18 protein-coding genes and 2 riboswitches are annotated in these 22,974 nt (G+C 39.9%); of the genes, 6 read left to right on the forward strand and 12 right to left on the reverse strand.

Features of this window, described 5'->3' with window-relative positions; all coding sequences use genetic code 11:
* Positions 1–2: 2 nt before the first annotated feature.
* The 4 genes from IHV09_RS17725 to IHV09_RS17740 all read right to left on the reverse strand — a co-directional run bounded on the left by IHV09_RS17725 (position 3) and on the right by IHV09_RS17740 (position 4,982).
* Positions 3–662, reverse strand: coding sequence for a glycosyltransferase (locus IHV09_RS17725; protein WP_197265100.1), 660 nt, complete (start codon positions 660–662; stop codon positions 3–5).
* A gap of 111 nt (positions 663–773) precedes the next feature.
* Positions 774–2,813, reverse strand: coding sequence for a catalase (locus IHV09_RS17730; protein WP_197265101.1), 2,040 nt, complete (start codon positions 2,811–2,813; stop codon positions 774–776).
* A gap of 379 nt (positions 2,814–3,192) precedes the next feature.
* The gene (locus IHV09_RS17735; RefSeq protein ID WP_197265102.1) at positions 3,193–3,780 is read right to left on the reverse strand and encodes a hypothetical protein; all 588 of its coding nucleotides are present in this window, start codon (positions 3,778–3,780) and stop codon (positions 3,193–3,195) included.
* A 14-nt stretch (positions 3,781–3,794) separates the two neighbouring features.
* A complete protein-coding gene (locus IHV09_RS17740; protein WP_197265103.1) occupies positions 3,795–4,982 on the reverse strand; it encodes a ParM/StbA family protein in 1,188 nt (395 codons plus the stop codon).
* A gap of 391 nt (positions 4,983–5,373) precedes the next feature.
* Between IHV09_RS17740 and IHV09_RS17745 the strand changes: the two genes are divergently transcribed.
* Positions 5,374–6,939 (forward strand): glycosyl hydrolase family 28-related protein, encoded by a 1,566-nt coding sequence (locus IHV09_RS17745; protein WP_197265104.1) that lies wholly within the window; start codon positions 5,374–5,376, stop codon positions 6,937–6,939.
* Positions 6,940–6,956: 17 nt separating this feature from the next.
* Here IHV09_RS17745 and IHV09_RS17750 read toward each other — a convergent pair whose 3' ends face one another.
* From IHV09_RS17750 to rlmN, 3 genes are all read right to left on the reverse strand, one after another.
* A complete protein-coding gene (locus IHV09_RS17750; protein ID WP_197265105.1) occupies positions 6,957–7,496 on the reverse strand; it encodes a GNAT family N-acetyltransferase in 540 nt (179 codons plus the stop codon).
* A 13-nt stretch (positions 7,497–7,509) separates the two neighbouring features.
* On the reverse strand, positions 7,510–9,462 hold the full coding sequence (locus IHV09_RS17755; RefSeq protein WP_197265106.1) for an endonuclease MutS2: 1,953 nt from the start codon (positions 9,460–9,462) through the stop codon (positions 7,510–7,512).
* Between the two features lie 857 nt (positions 9,463–10,319).
* Positions 10,320–11,399, reverse strand: a complete 1,080-nt coding sequence (gene rlmN / locus IHV09_RS17760; protein WP_197265107.1) for a 23S rRNA (adenine(2503)-C(2))-methyltransferase RlmN — start codon at positions 11,397–11,399, stop codon at positions 10,320–10,322.
* Between the two features lie 324 nt (positions 11,400–11,723).
* Here rlmN and IHV09_RS17765 point away from each other — a divergent pair, with 324 nt between their 5' ends.
* Positions 11,724–13,217 (forward strand): peptide MFS transporter, encoded by a 1,494-nt coding sequence (locus IHV09_RS17765; RefSeq protein ID WP_197190279.1) that lies wholly within the window; start codon positions 11,724–11,726, stop codon positions 13,215–13,217.
* A 315-nt stretch (positions 13,218–13,532) separates the two neighbouring features.
* On the opposite strand, the gene IHV09_RS17770 is transcribed toward IHV09_RS17765, so the two are convergent.
* Positions 13,533–13,913 carry a DUF1761 domain-containing protein gene (locus tag IHV09_RS17770; RefSeq protein WP_197265108.1) on the reverse strand — a complete coding sequence of 127 codons (381 nt, stop codon included), beginning with the start codon at positions 13,911–13,913 and terminating at the stop codon, positions 13,533–13,535.
* 13 nt (positions 13,914–13,926) lie between these two features.
* On the reverse strand, positions 13,927–14,871 hold the full coding sequence (locus IHV09_RS17775; protein ID WP_197190281.1) for an AraC family transcriptional regulator: 945 nt from the start codon (positions 14,869–14,871) through the stop codon (positions 13,927–13,929).
* Between the two features lie 516 nt (positions 14,872–15,387).
* Between IHV09_RS17775 and IHV09_RS17780 the strand changes: the two genes are divergently transcribed.
* Positions 15,388–15,879 (forward strand): GNAT family N-acetyltransferase, encoded by a 492-nt coding sequence (locus tag IHV09_RS17780; RefSeq protein WP_197132848.1) that lies wholly within the window; start codon positions 15,388–15,390, stop codon positions 15,877–15,879.
* A gap of 295 nt (positions 15,880–16,174) precedes the next feature.
* On the opposite strand, the gene IHV09_RS17785 is transcribed toward IHV09_RS17780, so the two are convergent.
* The 3 genes from IHV09_RS17785 to IHV09_RS17795 form a co-directional block, all read right to left on the reverse strand.
* Entirely contained in the window at positions 16,175–16,351 is a 177-nt protein-coding gene (locus tag IHV09_RS17785; protein WP_197132846.1) for a hypothetical protein, read from the reverse strand.
* 108 nt (positions 16,352–16,459) lie between these two features.
* Entirely contained in the window at positions 16,460–17,269 is an 810-nt protein-coding gene (locus IHV09_RS17790; protein WP_197265109.1) for a MetQ/NlpA family ABC transporter substrate-binding protein, read from the reverse strand.
* A 28-nt stretch (positions 17,270–17,297) separates the two neighbouring features.
* A complete protein-coding gene (locus tag IHV09_RS17795) occupies positions 17,298–18,689 on the reverse strand; it encodes an LLM class flavin-dependent oxidoreductase (protein WP_197265110.1) in 1,392 nt (463 codons plus the stop codon).
* A gap of 117 nt (positions 18,690–18,806) precedes the next feature.
* A riboswitch (SAM riboswitch) is annotated at positions 18,807–18,908 on the reverse strand.
* Between the two features lie 154 nt (positions 18,909–19,062).
* Positions 19,063–19,174, forward strand: a riboswitch (SAM riboswitch).
* 283 nt (positions 19,175–19,457) lie between these two features.
* On the opposite strand from IHV09_RS17795, the gene IHV09_RS17800 reads away from it, so the two are divergent.
* The 3 genes from IHV09_RS17800 (at position 19,458) to IHV09_RS17810 (ending at position 22,829) form a co-directional block, all read left to right on the forward strand.
* The gene (locus IHV09_RS17800) at positions 19,458–20,615 is read left to right on the forward strand and encodes an acyl-CoA dehydrogenase family protein (RefSeq protein WP_197265111.1); all 1,158 of its coding nucleotides are present in this window, start codon (positions 19,458–19,460) and stop codon (positions 20,613–20,615) included.
* Between the two features lie 122 nt (positions 20,616–20,737).
* Positions 20,738–21,520, forward strand: coding sequence for a DUF817 domain-containing protein (locus IHV09_RS17805; RefSeq protein WP_231618387.1), 783 nt, complete (start codon positions 20,738–20,740; stop codon positions 21,518–21,520).
* Between the two features lie 130 nt (positions 21,521–21,650).
* A complete protein-coding gene (locus tag IHV09_RS17810; protein WP_305069423.1) occupies positions 21,651–22,829 on the forward strand; it encodes an oxalate decarboxylase family bicupin in 1,179 nt (392 codons plus the stop codon).
* Positions 22,830–22,974 lie beyond the last annotated feature (145 nt).

Here is a 22,974-nt window from a genome sequence, read left to right on the forward strand (position 1 = left end):
TCTTATGACGTTCTAAATGAGTCTGGAAACTGCTTCATGATGCCATTCGTTATTTCATCGGCAAACATCACCATATGATTTTTGTTCTTATCAAAGATCACGATCTCGCCAGCATAATCTTTTTTAAGCCTTGCTGCAGCTTCGTCTGTCACATATTTCAGATGTGTGTATAGCATTTCTTTTACTTGTTGTTCTGACCAGTTTGGATTCGCTTTACTCATGAATTTAGCGATATCATCAGCGTTTCGATACCAATCTTTATTGATTTTCGCCGCTTTCGCCGTATCGCCTTTTTTCACTGCATCTACTAACTGCCCCGCGATGACAATATGCTCTGTTAATAATTTCCCGAGTTCGTTCCCGGCTTTATCTCCGTAATAGGGCTTGATGGAGTTACCGATATCGGTTTGATTCTGCAACAGTCTCTTTAATACAGCGTCTTGATCCTTAGCTCCTTCAGTCGCGCTAACAATGTAGGATCTCGTCCAATAAACATGGTCTTTCCACAGCCTTCTTTGCAAAGAATACAAATCAATCGCGTTCTGGCTATAACACGGTCCTTGAACTCTTTGCTTTGATTTGGCTTCTGCTGTTAATGGTGTTGTAAAAATAGGAACCGTTATTGCAAGCACCATAATCATACTTAGCATTTTTTTATACATATGAACTCTCCTTCATGTTCGATTCATATGTAGTTTGTATCGTTGCCATTTTTTCATTCTTAGAACATTAAAAAAGAACAGTGAACACTTTGCCCACTGTTCTTTAAAACCTTATACTTGGCGATTCCAATGACGATGTACGGAAATAGCTTCAGTAAAGTTTTTTACAAACTCATCTTTTCCTTCACCACTTACAACACCCGGTTCTCCAGCTAGTTCTGCTTCTTTTAGCCACTGAAGACCTTCATGAGTACCACCAATCGGTTTAAAATGCGCGAAGGCTTCATTAACGAAGTGCAAGGCATTTTTCTTAAACGTAGCACCATCACTTCCACCTACCACATAAATAGCATCAAAGGTAACGGAAGTCGCCGTTAAGAACGTATGCATGACCTCTAGCTCAGACCCATCATCCGCCGTTCGTTTTCCTAACTTATCACTGATACATTCACCTTGAATACCACTGCTCTTTAAAGATTGCAGGATTTCTGCTACTTCACCACTCACAGTTGACCCAACAATGACCCCTACTTTTCTTGTTTTTGGGCTTTTAACCGTATTCAGCTGGCTTAGAGCAGGTGAAGACTTCGTTACGGAAGATTCTTCTCCTTGAGGAGGTACAGCATCAATCGCTTCGGCAAAAGCAGTCGCAAGCTCCAAGCTCACGTTTGCAAACATATCAACGACTTGCTGTTGAACGGATTTACTCTTCACTTTACCGAGTTCAAAGCTAAAAGCATTCTTTAGATGCTGTTTTTCCGGCTCGCTCATACTGTTCCAGAAAAGAGTGGCTTGAGAGAAGTGATCTTTAAAGCTCTCGCTTCGGCCTCTGATCTTTCTTCCGTCCACTTTCTCTTGGTAATGAACATATCCGCCTTCTTCTTCTGGAGTAGGTGAAGGTGTGTTCGCTGCAAGTGAATTCTTATGATAGCTCACTTGCCCTCTGTTGATCGTCTGTCGTGATATTCCATCACGCTGATTGTTATGAAACGGACAAACAGGTCGATTGATCGGAAGCTCGTGGAAGTTCGGTCCTCCAAGACGAGACAGTTGTGTATCTGTATAGGAGAATAAGCGTCCTTGTAGAAGAGGATCGTTTGAAAAATCGATTCCCGGTACAACATGACCAGGATGAAAAGCGACCTGCTCCGTTTCGGCAAACACGTTATCCACGTTACGGTTTAACGTCATCTTGCCGACAAGTTTTACCGGCACATCTTCTTCTGGCCACAATTTCGTCGGATCTAAGATATCAAAATCAAAGTTAAATTCATCTTCTTCTGCAATGATTTGAAGTCCTAGTTCATACTCAGGGTAATCCCCATTTTCAATGGATTCCCAAAGGTCTCTGCGGTGAAAATCCGGATCTTTCCCGGAAATCTTTTGCGCCTCATCCCACACGAGTGAATGTGTTCCTAAGACTGGCTTCCAGTGAAACTTCACGAAATGTGCTTTTCCTTCGTCGTTCACAAGTCTGAACGTATGAACGCCGAACCCTTCCATCATACGAAAGCTTCGTGGAATCGCTCGGTCTGACATTGCCCACATTACCATATGAGCTGATTCTTGGTTGTTGGCTACAAAGTCCCAAAACGTATCATGCGCGCTTGCTGCTTGCGGCATCTCGTTATGAGGTTCAGGTTTTAACGCATGAACCAGATCGGGGAACTTGATCGCATCTTGAATGAAGAATACCGGAATATTGTTTCCAACAAGATCGTAGTTTCCTTCTTCTGTATAAAACTTTGTTGCAAAACCGCGCGCGTCACGCACCGTTTCAGCAGATCCACGTGAACCAGCTACGGTCGAAAAACGTACGAACGTTGGTGTTTTTTTAGAGGTGTCATTTAAGAAATCCGCTTTTGTAAATTCTCCTAAAGACTCATATAATTCAAACTCACCATGAGCCGCGAACCCACGAGCATGTACGATACGCTCTGGAATTCTTTCATGGTCAAAGTGAGTCATTTTTTCCCGAAAATGAAAATCTTCCATAAGTGTTGGACCACGTTCTCCCGCTTTTAGCGAGAACTCGTCTTCAGCAACTTTTAACCCTTGATTGGTCGTTAATTTTTTGCCTTTGTCATCTGCACGATACTGTTCCAGCTGTTCGTTCTTGCTGTTGCCGTTCACTTTATTCTGATCGCTCATATAACTAATCCTCTCTTTATGTATTTTCACATCACAAAGAGACCTTTCCCTACCTGTGTTGGAAGCAAACTGATATTTTATAAAAGTTCTACTCCTTTAAAATCAAAATAGTTACTGTTTCGTGTACCGAAACTGATCGTTTCATATACCTAGATGGGTATTATTTTATTTCAATCCAGAAGTTTAGCGACCCAATCCAGAAATTTCGGCTGTTTATCCACGAGATTAGTCGCTCAATCCAAAAGTTTTAGTCGTTTATCCGCAAGTTTACAATCCTCGACAAATTACGCACTCTCTATTCTTCTCACATACCCCGAATAACTACTAAAAGCTCATCATCATAAAAAAACGCAGCTGAGGATTCAGCTGCGCTCTCTAGTTACTTATTCATATGTGCAAGGAAATCCCCTAGCAGATCTTCCATTTCCTGCTCAGGACTTTGTGTTTCTTCTTTTTCTTCAGGCTCATCTCGCTTTGCACTGTTCCAATCGAATTGACTAAGGTCATCATCGTCAAAATCATCAGTTGAGTGTTCGGTTTCAAGTGGATTTTCATACTGCTCCAATGAATCCTCTTCACGCTCTACATCTTCCTGCAGATATAAGGCCTGGTCTATATCGGTTGAGTTGCTGTTTAAAGCCGCCAGTAAAGATGCTGTTCTTACAGGATTGGAAATGAGCTGATACAAAATATTACCTAACAAGGCCTCTGAATGCTCATGCTTCAACCAATCACGCTGCATCTTACTTAAATTTTTCGGCAACGGTATTGTAATCGTCTCTCGATCTCTTTGGATGTCTTGTCCAACACCTTGAAGAACATACTCTGAGATCTTGCTCGAAAAATTGCGCCTCTCCGTCTCTTTCAGCTTTTGAAGCTGCTTGATGACGTGATCTGGGGTGTCAGAGGGGATACGAAAAGCAATCGTTTTTCCTCTTGTAATCTCATTGGATGCTTTCTTGTCCATTTCATCACCCTTGTTTAAGCTTTAACGGCTTTTTTGTCTTTATCCTCGCTCTTTTTCTCTTTAGGCGCAGTTCTTTTTAAGTGATCAGAGATCAGCTTATAATAAGCGTTTGCCATCATCCAGATGCTTTCTTTTTCATCTTCAAAAAAGTCGATGTTGTAGCCATCCAGGTTATTGTTTAGCGTCTTGATATAATCTTTAAGTACGGCAGATCCTCCACCTACAAAATAGCAGATTTCAGTTTGCGAATTCTTTTGCCACACGTTGCGAAGAAGACGGTATTGCTTTTTCGCTAGGTCTACTAAAATACGATCTGTAATGTCATGAACACTCGTACGGCTACCACGAACCATGATGTGGTTGCGGTTCGTCTTTTTCGTAATGATATCGACTACATCACGTCGGCTGTCTAATTCCACGCCATGCTTAGAGCGGATTTCTTCTCTAATTTGTTCTAGCGCTTCAGAAACACCAAGGTTAAAGCCTTGAGCTTTATCATCATCAACGTTTCTATTCTTGATAACTGCGATATCTGTAGACAGACCGCCGATATCTTGAATAAGAATAGGTTTGTCGATCAGATCTTTGTTAGTAATGTTTAAATCGTTATCCATCACAAGGTTAATAAAAGCTGCGAATCCTTCTGGATACACTTTTACTTCTTCAAACTTTAAGTTTACTTTAATTCCTTGGTACTTAGGCGTTACTAAGAATTCTACTTGGTGAACAGATCCTAGTAGTTTTGAACGGTAACCCGCGTCCTTACCTTCTTTTACTTCACGTAGAGGAAGGCCAGTTCCTAAAATATAGCTTGTATCAATCACATTGTTGTTTTTCGTAAATGTTTTAGCATTATCTTCATTTACAGCATCAAGAGCCAATGCTGCGAAAAGCATGATCAATGTTTGATCTTCTTCTGATTTACTGCTTCCTGGATCTAGTTCAGTAGAGTTATCGCTCTTAGCAGCAAGCTGACCAACACGATAAATCACATTGTTTTCTTTTAGGGCAGGGGAGTGAACTCGAATATGTATGCCTTCTAAAGGATCTTTGCTGTCTAACTCCTCAATCCCGATTACAGGACGATCCTCAATATCTCTAGCAATTACGTTAGGGATGTTTAATTCATGTTCTAATGTACCGAAAATTCCTTTTAGTGAATCGTTACCTACATCAACTGCAGCAATTCTAGAATTACTCATGGGCGTACATCCTTTCTTTTTTCAAATCTTTATTTTGTTGCTATATAAATAGATTAGAGGGTTATTTAAAATTAAACAATGCCTATTTTTCTATTTAATACATTTGTAAACACGCAAACATTTTCTGTAAACTTGCAAACATAGTTGCAAACAATATACATTAATTGCATTAAACCCTTATACACCAACAAGTAAACAGTTTTGTAAACTTGCAAACAAATAAGCAAACAAATGCAAACGTATTTGTAAACTTGCAAACATTTTTGTTTGCATCCAAAAAACAGGTTATTAAATCGACTCTCCCCTACTCTTTTGACATGCTGATTATTTTATTTTAGATAGGGAAATCATGAATTATATTCTATTATTTGAAGGCCGAGGTGATCATTTAATGATTTCACTTGATAAACAACATGATCCACTCACTAACAAAAACTTGATAGCACACCTGAGAAAAAAGCACGCTCGTACAGAATCTATTGATTTAAAATCTTCAGAGAATCTGTTCAAAGATTCACTAAAAAAACATAGAAAACAGAATAGAAATTCTTTTGAATGGATCAAATATGCAACAAAAAGTATGGTTATAAAGAAAGTTCGCTACAAAGACGTCGAAACAACCGATTGGGATAAAGATGAACAAGATCGCATTTATCCTAGGTGGATCTCGAAGTTAAATGACCAGTACGAGATGCTTTATCGTTATATAAAAGAGGAAGTAAACGTAGCAGACTATGGAGCAGTTGGAGACGGAATAACCGATAATACGGAGGCTATTAAAAAAGCAATCGGCAAAGGAAGAGTAATTGTACGTATTCCAGCAGGAAAATTCATTACAAAAGGCATCAAATTGCCTTCGTGGACGATTCTAATAGGGGAAGGAAAAGGTAAAACGACCCTTCAACTGCATGATGATTGTCCTAAAGCAGAATGGTTGATTACAAATAAGAACCATTTCAAAGGGAACCGAAACATAGCTGTTAAAGGAATGACGTTAGATTGGAACATCCAAAGGTTAGATTCAGAAGAAAAAACAAGTGCAGGGAACAATCGATCGAGCTGTTTAACCTTCGCAAACGTCACTTATGGCTGGATGTTTGACATAGAAGCTGTTAATCCAGGTCTACACGGGTTTGATGTGTCCTCTTCCCTATATACTTACCTTGGGGACGGGACTCGCTCAAGAGGAGGAAGTAAATACATCTGGTTAGACAATCTCAACGGTTACGGTTTTGGTGATGATGGGATTACGACACACCATAGCGAATATATCTTTATCTCCAATTCCCATATGAGTGATCCGAGCGGCAGGTCTCATAGAAAAGGATTCTCGAACTCTAATGGCATTGAAATCGATGACGGTTCTCATAATGTTTGGCTTTTGAACAATTCAACAGCGCGCTGCTTTGGAGGTGTTGAGATTAAAGCACATCATAACGCTTCTGCTGCTACAAATGTACACATCTATGGTCATCTATCTGTGAACGATAACCGGTCCTACAATTTTCGTCATATCGGCCATCATAAGGATATAGATCCTGCGTCGAAAACAGCTCATCATATCTCAGCAACGAATCTCTTTAGCATTGCTCCTATATATACAGAGCTCTACGAAGATTCAACACCTCGCAGCCTTGTGATATCAGGATATAACCATGTTGTTATCAATGGTTTAACCGTAATCGGTGATCGCACATATAACTATGATGGACACCCGCTAATCGCCATTCAATATCGCGCTCGTAACGTAATCTTAAACGATGTTGTCGTAAAAGATTTTACAACCTCTGGACCTGCAGTAAAAGTATACGGAGGACCTCATCGTGCCAATGATGTAACATTAAAAGGCATTCGTTGCGATCATCATTTTGTAAAAGCGATAGATATTGCTTCAGACATCGAGGAAGCTGTAACTGAAGAGATTGTAATTGAAAAAGAGACATCTAGCACTACTTAGATGTCTCTTTCCCTTTGTTATAGGACTTTTTCAAGTTGAATGTCTAATGGTTCTCTTTTGAAAATACGCTCATTCACTTCTTCTGCCGGTGAACACCCTACAGCGCGATAAAACGATTGTGATTCAATAGACGGATGCGATGCAATATAGAGTTTCTTACCACCTAGCCTCTTTGCTTCATGACAGCATGAAGCAAAAAGCTTTCTCCCTATCCCCGTACCCCGTATGTCTTTTGAGACATGTAGGTATGGAAGCTCTACGTATTGCGCATCGGAACCAAAGCGTTCACTTTCAACATTCGCAAATCCTACTAACTGCTTCTCTAGCCATGCTGCAACAACTACTCCCCCGCTGCTTACACATTTTCTTAACTCCTGAATGATCTGTAACTTCCTTTCGTGAGACCAGTCATCAATAAAATAATCATCCTTCATTTTGTAGATTTTATCCTCTACATACCAAACCTGCTTTGTTTGCTGATATCGGTTAAATCCATTTAGGAAATCCTCGGTTAGTTCGATTAGGCTTACTACGCTACACGTTACAAGATTCTTCATATAGCTCCCTCACTTAATGATCATCCCTTTCGATAGAAAGTCCTTCAACATGACGCTTTTTCATAGCGTTATCCTTTTTTCTATTTTCCTTTGACTCAAAAACGATGTCCATATCATAATTGTCTGGATACAGCATTTTACTCTCAATATGAAGTTTTAGACGCTTTTTGTGAATGATATGTTTACTCTCTCCAACTAAAACACCTAGTTCACCGTGATCATTCTCTAATTTGTACACAATTCCTGCCGCTTTAAGACTTGATACAAAAACACGATCACCGATATGAAAAACGTCCTCAGGATGCACTGTGTTTTTTTGTATATTTACATGCTGTTTTTTAACATTTGCTTTTGCCTTTTCTCTCAAACTAGCTAGCTCTCCATATTGTGCTGTGGAAAACTTAACATCTCTATCTTTGTCCACATGTGGATAACTATTATTTTGGGTCACCTGTTGTGCACGGTGGATAATTTCATCGTCCATCCCCAACTTTTTTGCGATCGAGAAAGCCTGACTCTTCCCTGCTTTACCTATAATTAAAGAATACGTAGGCTGAAGCGTCTCAAGATTAAATTCCATCGATCCATTTTCAAATCCAGGTGTAACGGCAGCAAATTCTTTTATTTCACTATAATGAGTGGTGGCTAAGATCATACTTCCTTTGCTGTACAATCTTTCAAGGATAGCAACGGCAAGCCCCATTCCTTCAGAAGGATCTGTTCCAGCACCTAGTTCATCTAAGATGACTAGATCCTGTGGTCCTGCATCTTTTAAAATGGAGATGATTGTCGTCATATGAGAAGAAAACGTACTTAAGGATTGTTCGATACTTTGCCCGTCTCCAATATCAACAAAAACGTCTCTGAATACGGCAAATTCACTATCTTCATCAACAGGTACATGGAGCCCTGTTTGAACCATTAACGTTAATAAACCTACTGTTTTAATGGCTACCGTTTTTCCTCCTGTATTAGGACCAGTGATCACCAGTGACTGATAACTTTTTCCTAAATTAAAATGTAATGGAACACATTTTTCACCGATCAACGGATGTTTGCCGTTTATGATACTTATCACGTTTTCTTGGTTCCACTGAACTCCATTAGCATCTAATGTCCTGCTGTACTTCGCTTTTGCAAAAATAAAATCGTAATGAATCATCGCTTCAATCGTAATGTGCAATTCTCTCTCATACCCCGCTACCATACCTGTGAGCACGCCTAGAATCATAGAGATCTCAATCTCTTCTTCTGCTCTAAGCATACTGATTTCGGTTTGAAGTTTTCGGATATCATGAGGCTCTATAAATACTGTAGCACCGCTTGAAGAACTATCCAGCACTTGGCCGTCAATATTTCGCTTGTACTTACTCTTAACCGGAATGACATAACGACCATCTCTCATGGAAACGATCTGATCTTGTAACATATCACGATAAGCAGAGGACTTCATCATGTTATCGAGCTTCGACTTAATTCTTTCTTCGACAACAATAATCTTTTTTCTAACTTTTAATAAAGCTTTGCTAGCATGGTCATCGACTCCACCGTTACGAATACAGCGATAGATCTCCTCTTTTAAATCACTTAGGTCAAACATAGAATACGCATAAGAAGATACGCTAGGTCCTACAGAAGTTTTGTCTCTCATGAATCGCTGCATTCGGCTTACGTTTTCTAAAAGTCCAAAAATTAATGTGAGCTGTTCAGGGGTTAGGTTCAATCCTTTCTTTGGTATCTCTAGAACTTGCTCCAAACCGTTGAGATTAGCGATAGGAACACTGGCACTCTTCTCTAAAATACGTTTTGCCTCTGTCGTATCGAGCATCCATGATTGAATCACAGACAGGTTTGAAGATGGTTGAAGCTTTTCAATATGTTCTTTTGTAGCTCTATTTAATGCAAAAGACGCAAGTTGTTCTTTAATTTTGTTATATTCAAGCATGTTCATTGTTTGTGTATTCAATGGATCTACCTCCAAAATTTTTAATAGCATAAAACAAGTTACTTTATAAGTCTGTTTGTTATCCCCTCCTCTTAACAGAGGCCAGGAAACGTGCCAATAAAAAAAGACAGAAATGAACATGTCATTTCTGCCTCATAGATAGACTTCACCCTTAAAAAACGCATAAAAAAATCGGCTCATAAGAAGAGTCCGCAGCATCAAGGGTTTGAGTATGATGGCTTGTATCTGACCGCTGTTCTTAACTATTGGTGGCAAACAAAAGACATAGCAAATAAACCGGACAATCCGTTTCATTTTTTCTTTTGTAGACCGATATCCAAATTGTTTTAGTTAAGAACGACAACGCTCACAAACACACCATCCCTTCCATTGAATTACCAATATCATATGTAATTGTTTTACAGTTGTCAACTTAATAAAAAGAGACCAGTTTTTCAACTGGTCTCTTTCCATTAGGCTGTTTTCGAATTCAATGCTGCTTTTGAAATATATAATTGGACAGATTATTGGCTGAAATGGACAGATTACGGTGCAGATTGGACAGATTATGTGGCCAATCGGACAGATTAATCTTTGAATTGGACAGATTAATCTACGAATCAGACAGATTACCGTCACCATCAACAAAACTACCTCTACACAGGGGCAGTTTTAAAGCGTAGACAGGCATGTGGGTAGCGCGCAAACACCTCAAAGTGTGCTTACTGTCGACTTTTTAGAAAATACTGTCCACTTTTTGAGTTTTACTGTCCACTTTCGATGAAATACTGTCCACTTTTACACATTTACTGTCTACTTGGCCATTTTTACTGTCCACTTCCATTCACCACGCACTTTTAGGAGTAAACAGTCTTCCATTACGACGTAATCGATCGATCTTTATCCTTCTTGATCTGTTTACTTCTCAACTGACCGCAAGCCGCATCGATGTCTGTACCGTGCTCTTGACGAATCTTACAGTTGATTCCGTTCTTCTTGAGCGTATCGTAAAACGCGAGAACCGATTCTTGGTCACTTCGCTGATACTGGCTGTGTTCATCAACTGGGTTATAAGGGATCAAATTGATATACGTTTTTTTCTTTTTATCTTGGAAAAGAGCTGCGAGTTCCACGGCTTCTTCTACATGATCATTTACATCTTTTAATAAAATATATTCTATTGTAATCCTGCGATTTGTTTTCTCGATATAATAGTTGATCGCATCCATCAGCTTTTCAACAGGGAAAGCTCGGTTGATCTTCATAATTTTCGTACGCAGTTCATTGTTTGGTGCATGAAGGGATAATGCGAGATTTACGGGAATGTTCACATCTGCAAACTCGTACATTTTATTTACGATTCCACTCGTAGACACTGTAATATGTCTCGATCCAATCGCTAGACCTTTTTGGTCGATCATAATTTTAAGAAAATCAATCATGTTCTCGAAGTTATCAAAAGGCTCACCGATTCCCATTACAACGATATGACTTACCTTTTCTCCTTCACCTGCAGCGTCCAAATGATGCTGCACGTTCATGATTTGCTCAACGATTTCCCCACTTGAAAGATCTCGTGTTTTGGTTAACAAACCACTTGCGCAAAAACTGCAGCCGATGTTGCAACCGACTTGAGTGGTTACACATACCGATAAACCGTATTTGTGTCTCATCAGTACAGTTTCGATCAAGTTGCCATCATTTAATTTAAAGAGAAATTTTACCGTTCCATCAGATGCTTCCTGCTTAACGTGCTCCTGAAGCGTTTGAATGGTAAAGTTTTCGGTTAATAAATCAATACAATCTGCTTTGATATCGACCATGTCCGAAAACGTGGTTACTCGCTCTCTATATAAATAGTTCCAAACTTGTGAAGCGCGATATGGTTTATAGCCATGTTGCCCGAGCCATTCAGTTAGTTGTTCTATTGTTAATCCATAAATGGAATTTTTGTTCATGTAAAAAGACCTCTTTTCACTACCTGTAAACTTATTCTTCTATAGTACTAAACATTTCACTATGTACACAATGGTTGAGCCTCTTTCCCAGCACCTTACAATTTTTTTATTTTTTTTGAGCATACTACGTAAGTAAATTTCCGCACTACTTTTATACACTTTTTATACCCTATTTATGCATAGATATAAGCCATTATGCCCATATAGGGTGTAATTTCCATTTACGTATGCATAAGAACCTGTAATAATAGATAAGCCGAAAACTTTTGACAATAATAAATATTTCAAAGTATTATATTTAATGTACTAAGAGGAGGTTGTCATATGTCAGACATCAATAGACAGAAAATTGTGGATAGTGTCCCGCAAAAAGGATTCTTTGGACACCCTAAAGGTTTGTTCACTCTTTTCTTCACAGAGTTTTGGGAGCGCTTTTCTTACTACGGAATGCGTGCAATCCTAATTTACTACATGTACTATGAAGTTTCAAAAGGTGGTCTAGGGATTGAAGAGTCCACTGCACTAGCAATCATGTCCATTTATGGTTCACTTGTATATATGTCCGGTGTAATCGGTGGTTGGTTAGCAGACAGAGTTTTTGGTACTTCTAGAGCTTTATTCTATGGTGGTATTTTGATCATGATTGGTCATATCGTCCTAGCTGTATTACCAGGCGATCTGACTATGCTGTTTATTTCCATGGTCTTCATCGTTTTAGGTACAGGTTTACTTAAACCTAACGTATCCAGTGTTGTTGGTGATATTTATGCTCCTGGCGATACTCGTCGCGATGCAGGTTTCAGTATCTTCTACATGGGGATCAACCTTGGTGCCTTCATATCTCCATTAATCGTTGGGGAAGTTGCTAAAAAGAGTTTCCACTTAGGTTTCGGTATCGCAGCTGTTGGTATGTTATTAGGACTAATCGTATTTGCTGTAACAAAGAAAAAGAATCTTGGGCTTGCAGGTACGTATGTGCCTAATCCATTAACTCCAGCTGAGAAGAAGAAAGTATCAATTATCGTTGGTATTTCTGCAGTTGTACTAGCTGTTATTTTAGGTACAACCATCCCAGCAGGTATTTTCACACTTGAAGTATTCATTACACTAGTTGGTATTTTTGGTATCGCGATTCCTACTATCTATTTTGTGGTTATGTATCGCAGTCCAAAAACAACGTCAGACGAGCGTTCAAGAATTATCGCGTACATCCCGCTATTCATCGCTGCTGTTATGTTCTGGGCGATCCAAGAACAAGGTTCGACGATTCTTGCAGCTTATGCGGACAAGCGTACAGATTTAACATTTGCAGGACTTGAGATTTCACCAGCTTGGTTCCAATCTCTAAATCCACTATTCATCATTACACTTGCTCCATTATTCGCATGGATGTGGGTAAAGCTTGGTACACGTCAACCGTCAGTACCTAAGAAGTTTGCACTCAGCTTGTTATTTGCTGGATTATCTTTCTTAGTCATTCTTCTTCCTGCTTACTTTGGTGGAGAAGATTCACTAGTAAGTCCATTATGGTTAGTGCTTAGTTACTTTATCGTTGTTATCGGTGAGCTTCTATTGTCTCCAGTAGGACTTTCTGCAACAACGAAGCTTGCTCCAGCAGCGTTCTCTGCACAAACAATGAGCTTATGGTTCTTAGCAAGTGCAGCTGCACAAGCGATCAACGCACAAATCGTTAAGTTCTATTCTGCAGAAACAGAAATGATGTACTTCGGTACGATCGGTGGAGCTGCGATTGTGTTATCACTTATCCTATTCGTCATCTCACCTAAGATTCAAGAGAAGATGAAAGGTATCCGTTAATCTTAAAATTTGAAACCACTGATGTGATGGTCCACCATTATGTCAGTGGTTTTTTTATATTTAAAACGCTCTTTTTAGATAGTTGCAAGCAGAAACTTCCAGAGGCATCCTTGAAAGATGATTGGAACGCAAGGTGCGAGACTCCTGGGGGATCAGCGGGACAGGTGAGACTCTTAATAGCGCTATGCGCTAAGAGGCTCACCGCACGCCCCCCCGGAAAGCGAGCATCCTGGAGTGGAAATTATCTACCTTCTTAACTTAATTTTAGATTGGACAAACATAAAAAAGAAGCTTATCAACTAAGCTTCTTCATCCTTAATTCATCCATCCATGCAACAATCCAAGTAGTGTGAAAATCACTAGGTGGTCTCCGATTGCAATGATAAAAGACTTCCCTGTCAGTAAACCGAAAAGTGTGTTTTTATAATAGACCATCGTAATCAAGATCCCTATGATGAACCCAACCATGAGTCCTTCTGCTGCACTATCAGCTCCAAATAATCCGATAAGATAAGACATAAGAAATGAACTAATAAAGGCAACGATTACGGAAAAAATGTATTTAAAAGGTCCTGTCTCACCATTTTCCTTTTTCTTTCCGAGTATCGTTGAGTAGTAGATGCCTCCGTAGATCATATATAAAAGTCCCCCAGCGATAATCGCTGTCGTGTTTAATAACACTCCGTTTAGTTCCATAATGGCCCCCTCGTTATTTTGGTTCAATGGCTAGGGCAATCGCTTTAATCTTACTTTCCCTTTTTAACGTGTCTCCGTCCTGTTGGATCTCTATGACTTCTACTGGATTACTTAAATATTTAAACCCGCTTCTTGGCAGCCAATAGCTATACAGTTCAGAGTAGCAGTCAATTATCAGATTGCGTTCTGAATAATCGACAGGTTCATCAAATTCATATACTACATGCTTTCCACCAACAAACTTAGATGTATCATCAGACGCGATCGAATCAGCTATAGATTCACTGATCGTAATATGACAATCATAACGGCATTTGTCAGGAGGCGTGATGTATGGATTGTTTCGCGGTACGCCGAGAAACAACGTATGTGAATTAATCAAATTTCTTGATTCACACCATTTATGAACTTCTTCCCAAGCTTCAGAAACCCCACTCGTGTACATCCCAAAGTGGTGACCTTTAATCGTAGCGCTGTTTGGAAAAGTTTCAATTCTTATTTTAGATAAATCTAGCCATTTAAACTCATTATAAGGAGCATTCTCCTCTTTTTCTTTCGATGGGTTGCGAACTTGTTTAGATTTCTTGCTATCTTCATATTCCCGAGGAAATTGCTGGAGATAAGCTCCTTCTCTCCAGTTTTTCGGGCTCGTTTTGAAATAAGATTGGAAAGAATACGTAAAATACGATAAGGAAGAGAATCCACACAACATCGCAATCTGCGTGATGGGGATATAGGATTCATAGATCAATCGATGTGCCGCGTTCTCCAATCGAAATCTTTTCACATAGGCAGCTGGTGTTTCACCAACGATACTTTTAAAAATCCGTTGAAAGTGAAAAGGAGAATAAGTAGAGATGCCAGCCAGTTTTTCTAAAGATAAAGAATCCTCTACATGCTCTTCAATATATTCCAAAACTCTGAATATCTGTTTTCGTTGCTCACGCTCAACATTCATAAACTGTACTCCTTTTTCATGCTAGTTCTTAAATTATAAACGAATCTCTGTATGTATTTGTAAATGTATTTTTTTTAGCATCCATTTTTTAGAATCGTCCAAACCATTGAGACAAGCTTGCGTAAGATAGAGTAGAGAAGAAAACATGACTGATTGTTCTTTTTCTCAACAGTTCGCTTATAGAAGGGGGTGTCTATAGTGAGCTTAATCGGTAGCCTATTAGGATTTAAGAAAAGAAAAAAAGGTAAGAAACAAGCAGCATAAGTAAGTAAAAAGCCGGAGACTCTCTTCGGCTTTTATATGTTTTAAGAACACTATGTTACATAGAGCCTTTTTCACCAGAATTAGGACGGTATCCAGACCCCTTTCAAGGACAAGCACATATAGTACAAGCAAGGGGGATTTTTAATAAATAATAGTTATGTTCTAATGTAACCTATGTGTTTCTGAAGTGAATCATCTTCTATTTATTTCTTTATATCTTCCCTTCGTAAAGTAATATAAGGGGGAATATAATTGTATATTCGCAAACGGGTACCTGGTAAGGATGATCCTTTTTTAGTTGATATGGTAGTAAGTAACTTTCAAGTCCGTAAAAACGTGATTGAAATGATTATAAAAATGGCCAACGAGGTCATGATTGTCTGTGATAGCAATGACACGATTATTGGTTTTGTATGTTATCGATTCAGAATCGGCCCTACGATTTTTGTGGATTATGTTGTGTTAGATACTAAGCATCAAGGAAAAGGGATCGCTACCTCATTTCTTCCCGTATTTGAGAGTCACCTTATGAAACAAGGGATTCGTACTGTTTTTGGTACCGTTGATGAAGAGAACACGGATGCACTAAAAACCTTCCAGCATTGGGGCTTTAAGGTACAAGGTCAACTTGGTTCTAGTATCGTCATTCAAAAGGATCTTTCAATGCCTACTTCTAACCAAACAAATGGAGTTTATTCTAATTCGAGTGTTAGAAAGCTCGCTACTCCTCCATCGCTTCGCTAAGTAATGGATAATAATTAAGCAGATCTTCTTTGTAAGGTCTGCTTTTTGTATTGTTATCGTATTCTTGGATGCTCGTTGACAGTAATTGATTTACGCTCCAGGTTGCTCGCTTTCCATGGGCCGAACGGTGAGCCTCCTGCCTAGTTGCAGTGACTAGCCCCTCGAGGAAAAGTGAATAGAAGGTGCTCTTTACCTTCATGCTCTATTTAAAAAAGCCAACTTATGATTTAACGAAGCGAAAATCATAAGTCGGCTTTTTAACGTTTATAGTAAGAATAAATAAGTCTTATTGTTCTTACAGATCTAAGAGATTCTGACGTCTCGTCTTTTTAGATCCATTCACCTGATTGTTGTTTGGATTGAAAATTTCTTCAATGTATCTTTGATTCCAATCACTATTAAAATCTTTATCAGAGCAGATACAGCCACTTAAATCATATCGGAAAAGGCCACAGTGCGGGCAGTTACTCATATTAATCCCCCCTTGAGTCAACATAACGTATTCTATGAGCATTTAAGAGAGTTGGTAACGGCTTTCGTACAGCTTTTCCACGAAATAATAAGCTGATTTTTTATGGAGTTACTTGTTCATCCAATCTGGCTTATGAAACTCTTCAAAATCACTTTGTATGACTTTTTTGAACGAATCTGACTCTACCGCCGCTTTAAGATCTTTTGCCAGCTGTGAATTCTTATCTTTCTCTAGCACAACGAATCGATTGATGATCTCCTCTGGAAGTTTATCTTTTACAAGCGCATCCTTTAGATCTAGACCCGATGAAATTGCAAAGTTTCCGTTTACAGCAGCTATATCTACCGAGTCTAGCGTTCTTGGAGTTTGAGCAGCTTCAACAGGCTGGAACTTCAAGTTCTTTGGATTTTTTGTCACATCTTTTTCTGAGACTCTTAACGGGTTTGCTGAAGAATCGATTTCAATTAGTCCATTGTCTCTCAAAACAGTAAGTCCTCTTGCTAAATTCGTAGGATCATTGGCTAGTGAAACCGTACTTCCATGCTTGATCTCGTCTATAGACTTGAATTTTTTAGAATAGATACCGATTGGTGCAGTGGGTACGGTAACAACTGAAGCTAGTTTCATATCATTCTCTTCTGAAAAAGCGTCCATGTACACTTTATGCTGAAACAGGTTTGCATCTAGCGAACCGCTCTTTAAAGAGATGTTCGGTTGTACATAATCATTAAACTCTTTCACTTCAACGCTGTATCCTTTTTTCTCTAGGTATGGCTTCACGCCTTTTTCAAGCATGTCGCTGTAAGGCACGGTTGCGCCGAGCGTGATCTCTTTACTTTCTTTTTCACCCGAAGCGCCACATCCCGCTAAAACGCCGATTAATAAAGCTGCTGTAAGAAATATGTTAAATCGTTTCATATGTTTTCTCTCCTCACTCACTCTCTATTTATTTACTTTCCGTTAGCACCGGTCTAAATCTAGCTGCAGGATGATCGTTTGGCAGCAGCGGCTGTCCGGGTGAGAATAGTTTCTCACGAAGCGTGCCACTGTTGTACTCTTTTTTATAGAGTCCTCTTTCTTGAAGAACAGGTACAACAAGCTCCACGAAAGCTTCTAAGTCTCCTGGTGTTACGAGGTGATTAAGGTTGAAACCATCCACCCCAGACTCTTCAAACTGCTTTTGTATCCCATCCGCTACCTCTTCTGGATTGCCGACTATAAAACTACCTTTGTCAGGTGACTCGAAGCGATTCAATACCTCTCCTACTGTTAACGGTTTAGGAGCATCCGTAGTGAGGGTAGCGGCCTTATAATGTCCGCCTTCTGTTGATTTATTGTACGAGAATGGAAGTTCCGGATCTAAATCTTCATATTCCGCGATATCATATCCACTTGCTCCATATTGAGCTTTTGCAGCATCGGCACTCCAAACACTTGCATACTCATTGAATTTTTCCTCGGCTTCCTCTGTCGTTCTTCCTACCACCACGTTTAAAAAAGAAAAGATCTTAATGTTTTCTGGATTTCGGCCTTGTTTTGCAGCGAGCTTACGGATATCGTCAGCATAAAATCGAATTCTCTCTGGCGTTGGACCACCTACAAAAATACATTCAGCATGCTTGGCCGCAAAGTCTCGTCCACGCTCAGACGTTCCCGCTTGGTAGATCACAGGTGTCCGCTGGAAAGAAGGCTCGCTCAAGTGAGGTCCTTCAACGCTGAAGTATTGCCCCTCATGATTGATCTCATGTACCTTACCGGGATCCACTAATTTATTGTTTTCAACATCTTCTACAACTGCTCCATCTTCCCAGCTGCTCTCCCAAAGCTTATACGAAACATCCAGATATTCATCCGCGATGTTATACCGTTCATCGTGCTTGATCATATTCTGCAATCCAAAATTCCTCGCTGCGTTCGGCAAGTAAGAAGTGACTACATTCCATGCGATTCGCCCATTCGTTAGGTGATCTAGCGTAGAAAAACGACGTGCGTTGCCAAATGGCTGCTCATAGGTTGTGCTCACCGTCACAGCAAAAGACAGGTTCTCTGTTACGCTTGCCATGGCCGACACGAGAAGTGCCGGATCGTTTAATGGAACTTGAAGCCCATCACGAATAGAAGGAGCTTTACTTTGTTTATAAACGTCATAAATCCCTAACACATCCGCAAAAAATACAGCGTCAAACTTTCCTCTTTCTAAAAGCTTCGCATAGTCGATCCAGTAATTCAGATCTTTATAGCTTCTATGTCTCTTGTTCTCCGGATGCTTCCAAAGACCATGAGAATTGTGCATGGCACTTGTCATCTCAAACGCGTTTAACAAAATTTCTTTACCCAAAATAATTTCCTCCATCCGATTTTTTTGTACCCGCTCCAAGAGAAAATAAAAAAACCTCTTCAGCGATGAGAAGAGGTTGAAAAAATACGCGAAATAAAACATACGTATATAGATCTCCTCTTATCTTTCAAGCTTTCGCCTGCTGGAATTGGCACAATCCTAAAAATAGTTGTTGCCGAGGCTTCAAAGGGCCAGTCCCTCCACCTCTCTCGATAAGGAATCGATATTATTCAATTTAGTAACGAAATATACAGGAATAAAAATAGACTGTCAATGGAATTTAGAGAAATAAAATAATTTTCTTAACAATCAGTTTTTAGTTGACAGTGGTTTGCTTTATCCTCTATAGTGATGACTAATAATTAAATAATGTATCTTATCAAGAGTCAGGGGAGGAACTGGTCCTACGATCCTGCAGCAACCGCTTTTTATAAAGAAAGGTGCTATTTCCAGCAGATGTTTTTTGAATGTCTGATAGATGAGAGAGCGTGTTAGCATATGGAATCTACGTCCTCTTTCGTCTTTGAAAGAGGGCTTTTTTATTTTTGGTGTCCTTCGCTGTACTTGTGAGCGTATGATTTTCGCTCCAGGTGCTCGCTTTCCGTGGGGCAATCGGTGAGCCCCTTGCCGCTTCGCGCCCTTAAGGGTCTCACCTGACCGCTTGTCCCACAGGAGTCTCGCACCTTGCGCTCCAATCAACCTATCTAAGATGTCTAATAACAAAACCAATCTACTAAAACCTTACTGAAAAAAATTTAGGAGGGAACTATGAGCTTACCTTTGAGAAAAGCCACTGAGATAGATCATTTTGAAGAAGCGATTAATACTGCTCTAGCACTGAAAGAAGCGTTTAAGAAACGCGCAGATTATGTAGATCAAGAAGGCATTTTTCCTTATGAGAACTTTCAAGATTTAAAGAATCATGATTTTCTTTCTCTTACCATCCCAAAAGAATTTGGTGGTAAAGGATTAAATCTAGTTGAATTCTTAACCATTCAAGAGCATTTAGCCGAGGGAGATGCTCCTACTGCTCTTTCTCTTGGCTGGCATCTCGGTACTCTTTTAGATGCGGCTGAAAATCGTCACTGGAACGGAGATGCATTCGCTGATCTCAGCCGAAAAGTTGTTGAACAGAAAGCACTCATTAACTTGGCACAAACAGAGCGTGCGACGGGAAGTCCGTCTCGAGGCGGTATTCCTACTACAACTGCAGACAAGAAAGCAGATGGATGGCTGATCAACGGAAGTAAAGCTTTTACTTCTATGGCAGAAGCACTTGATTACTCAGTCATTACAGCTACCATCTCAGAAACCAATCATAAAGGATTTTTCTTAGTGAATCACCGTGATAAAGGGGTTTTTGTAAAAGAAACATGGGACAGCATCTCGATGAGAGGAACAAAAAGTGATGACCTTCTTTTGAAAGACGTTTATGTACGAAAAGAAAATCTTCTAGGCGTAGAGGATGGGAAGAACCTCATACCTAAAGGCTGGTATCTTCAGGTGCCTGCTGTGTACCTAGGTATCGCAAGAGCAGCGCGGAATTACGCGATTGAATTTGCGTCAGAGTATAGCCCTAACACTTTATCAGGACCGATCTCAGACGTACCAGAGGTGAGAAGAAAGATTGGTAAGATAGAACTTGAGCTATTCCAAGCAAGAACGATCCTTCATGCCGTTGCTGAAAAATGGGTAAACCACCCTGAACAACGTCAAAATCTAGGTACAGAACTCGCTGCCGTTAAACATTCTGTAACAAATAGTGCGAACAAGGTCGTTGATCTCGCGATGAGAATCGTTGGGGCTCGTAGTCTTTCTGTACAAAATCCGCTTCAGCGGCATTTTCGAGATGTAAGAGCCGGCCTTCATAATCCACCAACAGATGATGCGATCGTTTATTCGTTAGCGGATGCAGCGCTTAAGTAAAAGAAGTCAACTGACAGATTCATGTTAAACTAAACATTTTTTTATATGATGAGATTTAGATCACCATAGGTTATTATGGATACAATATATTTCCATATCAACTCATAAAAGGGTGGTTTAATTTGAGAGCGCTTCTTACATTCACTTATTTACAAGCACTTTCTTGCATCTTTCCAGTCATCATCTTTGGTGCGTTAGCTCTTTCAAAATTCGTCAGCATTCCGTTCATCCCTCGATACGATTTCATACTCCTTCTTTGTCTCCTTACACAAGTTGCCATGATCGTAACGAAACTTGAAACGATAGATGAACTTAAAGTCATCTGTGTCTTTCACTTGATTGGACTTGCTCTAGAGCTATTTAAAGTTCACATGGGGTCTTGGAGCTATCCTGAAGAGGCTTATTCTAAGATCTACGGTGTACCTCTTTACAGCGGTTTTATGTATGCAAGTGTTGCGAGCTATATTTGCCAAAGCTGGCGGAGGTTAGACCTTCAGATTAAGGGCTGGCCGAATCCCCTCTTTTCTTTTGGGATATGCGTACTGATTTATTTTAACTTTTTTACTCATCATTATTTGTTTGATGCCAGATGGATTCTAATCCTGCTCTTATTTCCTATCTTTTATAAGACTGTTGTTCATTATACGATCAACGAACGTGTTTATAAAATGCCGATCCTTCTTTCGTTTTTGTTGATCGGATTTTTTATCTGGATCGCTGAAAACATTACAACGTTTCTCGGAGCCTGGCAGTATCCCAATCAAGAAGCCTCTTGGTCACTCGTGCATATTGGTAAGATCAGCTCCTGGTTCTTGCTCGTGATCATCAGCATCATTATCGTGGCACAATTAAAGCGCATTAAAAGCCACCAAGACGATATTTTCACACATACGAAACACCTATAAGCTGCGGCAAGCTTATTAGGTGTTTTTTCTTTGTTAAGATCCTCCTCAAGTAATCTGCATGTATAAGATGTCCTCTCCATATGAATACAGAGATGACGATTGAACCTTCTTATAGAGAGGAGCTCATCACATGGATAACGACAAAAAAGAGCACAAGCAACGAAGACCAATGCAGATTCCTCAGCCGATTCGCAGTGATGGTGCGGGCGCGACCGATTTAGGACCTCGCGACATTATGCGTGATATACAAAATCCGGATATGTTAGTTTCACCTGCAACAGATGCAGGAACTGTCCCAAATTTACGGTTTTCCTATTCTGATACACATATGCAATTAAATTTTGGAGGCTGGTCGAGAGAGATTACGGTTCGTGAGCTTCCTGTCGCAAAGACGCTTGCTGGAGTAAACATGCGTCTGACCCCAGGTGGTGTAAGGGAGCTTCATTGGCATCAAGAAGCGGAATGGGCTTATATGATATTAGGCCGTGCTCGAATTACCTCGGTTGACCAAAACGGCAGAAATTTCATCGCCGATGTAGGTGAAGGTGATCTTTGGTACTTCCCTCCCGGCATTCCGCATTCGATTCAAGGACTTGAAGAAGGTTGTGAGTTTTTACTCGTATTCGATGATGGAAATTTCTCCGATCTGAGCACATTCTCTATTTCAGATTGGTTTGCACATACACCGAAAGAGGTGCTTTCAGCAAATTTCGGTATACCGGAAAGCGCATTCGCAAACATTCCGACTGAACAACGTTATATTTATCAGTCTACGGTTCCCGGTCCGATTGAAACACAAGCCGTACCTGATCCATATGGAACTGTACCGTTGAGCTTCACGCACCGTTTAATGGCTCAAAAACCACTCGTTACACCCGGTGGTACCGTTCGTATCGTAGATTCTACGAACTTTCCGATCTCACAGAGAATTGCTGCCGCTTTAGTAGAAATAAAACCCGGCGGAATGAGAGAGTTGCATTGGCATCCGAATAATGATGAGTGGCAATATTATTTAGCCGGTCAAGGGCGGATGACCGCTTTCGCTGGAAATGGAACGGCACGAACTTTTGACGTACGAGCCGGAGATGTAGGATATGTTCCGTTCGCATTTGGTCATTATGTGCAGAATACCGGAAATAAGAGTTTATGGTTTTTAGAGATTTTTAAAAGTGACCGTTTTGCAGATGTTTCATTGAACCAATGGATGGCTTTAACACCTAAAGAAATCGTGCAGAGTAATTTAAATGCTAGTCCTGAACTCATGAATTCCCTTCGAAAAGAAAAATGGCCAGTTGTAAAATATGATTAATGCATGATACAGAAAGTCACCTTTTAACAGCGGTTAGGACACTCTAATCGCTTTCTTTCATTCTTTCTAGTAAATTACCTTCCCCTACCTCTATTCATACACACCACTTACAACTTGTCCGCATAATCTACTAGTAATAATCTAT

This window comes from Fictibacillus sp. 23RED33 (genome assembly GCF_015903925.1).
In the GTDB taxonomy this organism is placed as follows: Bacteria; Bacillota; Bacilli; order Bacillales; family Fictibacillaceae; genus Fictibacillus; species Fictibacillus phosphorivorans.

Coding starts and splice junctions, on each gene's coding strand:
- IHV09_RS17725 (WP_197265100.1), bottom strand. CDS start 662: ATGTATAAAAAAATGCTAAGTATGATTATGGTGCTTGCAATAACGGTT.
- IHV09_RS17730 (WP_197265101.1), bottom strand. CDS start 2,813: ATGAGCGATCAGAATAAAGTGAACGGCAACAGCAAGAACGAACAGCTG.
- IHV09_RS17735 (WP_197265102.1), bottom strand. CDS start 3,780: ATGGACAAGAAAGCATCCAATGAGATTACAAGAGGAAAAACGATTGCT.
- IHV09_RS17740 (WP_197265103.1), bottom strand. CDS start 4,982: ATGAGTAATTCTAGAATTGCTGCAGTTGATGTAGGTAACGATTCACTA.
- IHV09_RS17745 (WP_197265104.1), top strand. CDS start 5,374: ATGATTTCACTTGATAAACAACATGATCCACTCACTAACAAAAACTTG.
- IHV09_RS17750 (WP_197265105.1), bottom strand. CDS start 7,496: ATGAAGAATCTTGTAACGTGTAGCGTAGTAAGCCTAATCGAACTAACC.
- rlmN (WP_197265107.1), bottom strand. CDS start 11,399: ATGAACAAAAATTCCATTTATGGATTAACAATAGAACAACTAACTGAA.
- IHV09_RS17765 (WP_197190279.1), top strand. CDS start 11,724: ATGTCAGACATCAATAGACAGAAAATTGTGGATAGTGTCCCGCAAAAA.
- IHV09_RS17770 (WP_197265108.1), bottom strand. CDS start 13,913: ATGGAACTAAACGGAGTGTTATTAAACACGACAGCGATTATCGCTGGG.
- IHV09_RS17775 (WP_197190281.1), bottom strand. CDS start 14,871: ATGAATGTTGAGCGTGAGCAACGAAAACAGATATTCAGAGTTTTGGAA.
- IHV09_RS17785 (WP_197132846.1), bottom strand. CDS start 16,351: ATGAGTAACTGCCCGCACTGTGGCCTTTTCCGATATGATTTAAGTGGC.
- IHV09_RS17790 (WP_197265109.1), bottom strand. CDS start 17,269: ATGAAACGATTTAACATATTTCTTACAGCAGCTTTATTAATCGGCGTT.
- IHV09_RS17800 (WP_197265111.1), top strand. CDS start 19,458: ATGAGCTTACCTTTGAGAAAAGCCACTGAGATAGATCATTTTGAAGAA.
- IHV09_RS17810 (WP_305069423.1), top strand. CDS start 21,651: ATGGATAACGACAAAAAAGAGCACAAGCAACGAAGACCAATGCAGATT.